This is a genomic window from Haliscomenobacter sp., assembly GCF_040403615.1.
Lineage (GTDB): Bacteria > Bacteroidota > Bacteroidia > Chitinophagales > Saprospiraceae > Haliscomenobacter.
Map to the genome: position 1 here is coordinate 1,910 of NZ_JBBAKG010000198.1, position 2,980 is coordinate 4,889.

The 2,980-nt window shown below is 48.4% G+C and carries 2 protein-coding genes; one reads left to right on the forward strand and one right to left on the reverse strand.

What is annotated here, in order from left to right; all coding sequences use genetic code 11:
- The coding region (locus ABW391_RS28505; RefSeq protein WP_353485306.1) for a PVC-type heme-binding CxxCH protein at positions 1 to 2,262 on the forward strand (2,262 nt) is incomplete at its 5' end.
- Positions 2,263 to 2,320: 58 nt separating this feature from the next.
- Here ABW391_RS28505 and ABW391_RS28510 read toward each other — a convergent pair.
- Positions 2,321 to 2,980 (reverse strand): DUF4328 domain-containing protein (locus tag ABW391_RS28510; RefSeq protein ID WP_353485307.1); only part of this gene is annotated, 660 nt, incomplete at its 5' end.

Sequence of the window (2,980 nt, forward strand, 5' to 3'; positions counted from 1 at the left end):
GGCAACCTGGGCGTGCGCATCAACTACGTGATGGAATACGGCAATTATGGCTATACCGATCAAATCACCGGAGCCTGGTGGGGCGAACGCCGCATCAATATGGAAGCCGAAATTCCCAAAAGACATTGGCATTTGAACGATCCGGGCGTTGTACCCAATCTTTTGCAAACGGGTTCTGGTTCACCTTGTGGCATGACCGTTTATGAAGGCACCATGTTGCCAGAAGTATTTCGCAATCAACCCATTCATGCCGAGGCTGGACACAATGTGGTGCGTGCTTATCCCGCTCAGGATGATGGCGCAGGTTACCAGGCGAAAGTGGTTGATTTGGTCAAAAGCAAAGACCAGTGGTTTCGCCCTTCCGACGTATGCGTCGCACCCGATGGATCGGTGTTTATTGCCGATTGGTATGATCCTGCAGTGGGTGGCCACAAATTTGGCGATACGGGCCGTGGCCGCATTTACCGGGTAAGCGCGGGCAAAAAAGGCCGCAAATACCAACCTGCTGCTGCCATTCCAGGCTTTGATACCGAAGCGCAATTGCTAGAATCACTTCAGAACCCCAGCCTGGCAGTTCAAGCCAAAGCAGCCAATTTGTTGCGCGGCAAGGGCAGTAGCGTCGAAGCGGGCTTGGCCAAACTGTGGAACAGCAGCAATTCCAGAATCAGGGCTCGCGCCTTGTGGATTTTGGGCCAAATGAAAGGCAAAGCCCAGACTTATGTGCAAGCAGCTTTGAAGGACAAAGATGCCAATATCCGCATTGTGGGGCTAAGGCTTGCGCGTCAGGTATTGCCCAAACAGTTGACCCAATTGGTCAAATCGATAGTCAATGACCCTTCAAGCCAGGTGCGTCGGGAAGCGGCCATTGCCTTGCGTTTTGAAAAAAGCGCAACCGCTGATCAATTGTGGACCAAATTGGCCAATCAATACGATGGCAAAGACCGCTGGTACCTGGAAGCCCTCGGAATTGGTGCAGATTTGCAGGCCGAATCCCGTTTTGCAACCTGGAAAGCTGGCGCTGGAGATAAGTGGAAAACCGCAGCAGGCAAAGACATCGTTTGGCGTAGCCGCTCGAAAGATGCACTACCACTGCTCAAAGAAATGATCCTTGAACCCAAGGTTAGTCCTGCTGCTTTGCGGCAATATTTCCGGGCTTTTCATTTTCAAACGGATGTGGCCAAAAATGAAATCATCGCGGGTCTGGTTGATGCAGATCACCCCTTGAAAGACTCCATCAATACCTTAATCTTGTTTGAAATCGATCCCGGTTTTTTTCAACAATCGGCAGCACTCAAAGCATTGGCAACACGGGTATTGCCCAGTCTGGAAGGCAAAGTTGAATACCTGGACTTGATAGCACGACTGCAACTGAAAAACCAAAACCCCAATCTGCTCAAAATGGCTCTGCAAAGCCCTGATGGCGCCTTGCGTGGACAAGCAGCCAACATGCTGGTTGAAAATGGGGGGATGAATTTGTTGCTCCAACAACTAAAAGGCGCCGATGAAGCCAAATCGCAACAAATCTTGTACGCGCTGGCTCCCGTGAGCAATCCTGCCTTGTACCCACTTTACAAGCAATACACGCTGGATGCAAAGAACAACGTTTCGGTACGCCGTGCTGCCCTGAGTTGCTTGAACAGCACTGGCGACGGCCAGGTCTATTTGTTGACCTTGTTGCAACAAAATCAAATTCCAGCAGAATTGGAAATGCAAGGATTGGTCGCACTTTCAGGTGCATGGAATACAGATATTCGTAAAGCATCCCGAACGCTGCTGACCAAAAAGCAAAAGGAAATGGGCAATTCCCTGCCACCCGTGGCTGTATTGGAAGGCCGGAGTGGCAAAGTGGCTTCGGGAAAAGCGGTTTTCATGCAACATTGCGGTACTTGCCACAAGGCTGGAGCAATCGGCACCAATTTTGGGCCTGCGCTTACCGAGATTGGTGCAAAATTGGACAAAGGGGCGCTTTATCAAGCCATTCTTTATCCCTCTTCAGGCATTAATTATGGCTACGAAGGTTTCAATATTGCGCTCAAAGATGGATCTACCGTGCAGGGCATCATTGAGAGCAAGACAGCGACCCAACTCACCTTGCGCACCATGGGCGGAACTTCACGGTCATACCCATTGGCAGATGTACAAAAACAGGAAGAACTGCCACAATCCTTGATGACAGAGGGCTTGTACCGCGCATTCAGCGAGCAGCAATTGGTGGATTTGGTAGAGTATTTGGCTACATTGAAGCCAAAGGAGAGCTTATAAAAACAGGATTGGAATGGTGGTGAACGCAAATGCGTTTTGTCACCATTCCGATTATGCACTAGGTCAAATGACTGTCAATTATGTCGGAATCATCTTCTTCTTTCTCGAAGGTGTATTCCTCATTGTAGAGCATTGCTTCCATTTTGGCATACCTACCAATCACTTCAACGGCAATAAACGCAAGCGGAATGGATGCAACCGAACTAATAATGGACGCAATAGAAACGACCATCAATTCTTCAATGGTGTCGGCACCAATGGAGTACCTGAATACGAATTGCCCTATTAAACTCACAAAAATCCACAATGCCCACCAGCCTCCCAAAAGCGCCGTGTGGTTATGTGCTTGATAATTTTCGACCCTTTCTGCAAGTAAGTTTTCGGTTTCCTGGTACAATTCTTTCATGATCTGGTAGGGCCGAAAGAGGTGCAAAATAGGCACAAACCAGGCGCCTGCAGCCCATCCTTCATCATAGTTTAAATTGTAAATTTGAGTGTGTAAATTGTAATAAGCCCTACGAAACCAGCTGATAAAAGTGACTCCTGAAGTAATGTACGCAATCAGGTAAACAATGGCAAGGATCAGTTGTCTGGTGTCATTGGCTGTTGCGCTTTCCGGTGAAATGGTGAGTCCTGCCGAAGCATTACTTAGCAATTGGTATTCAAAAAAATCAGAAATTAGCATCAGTATTTCGATCGCCATAACAATCCAAATCAG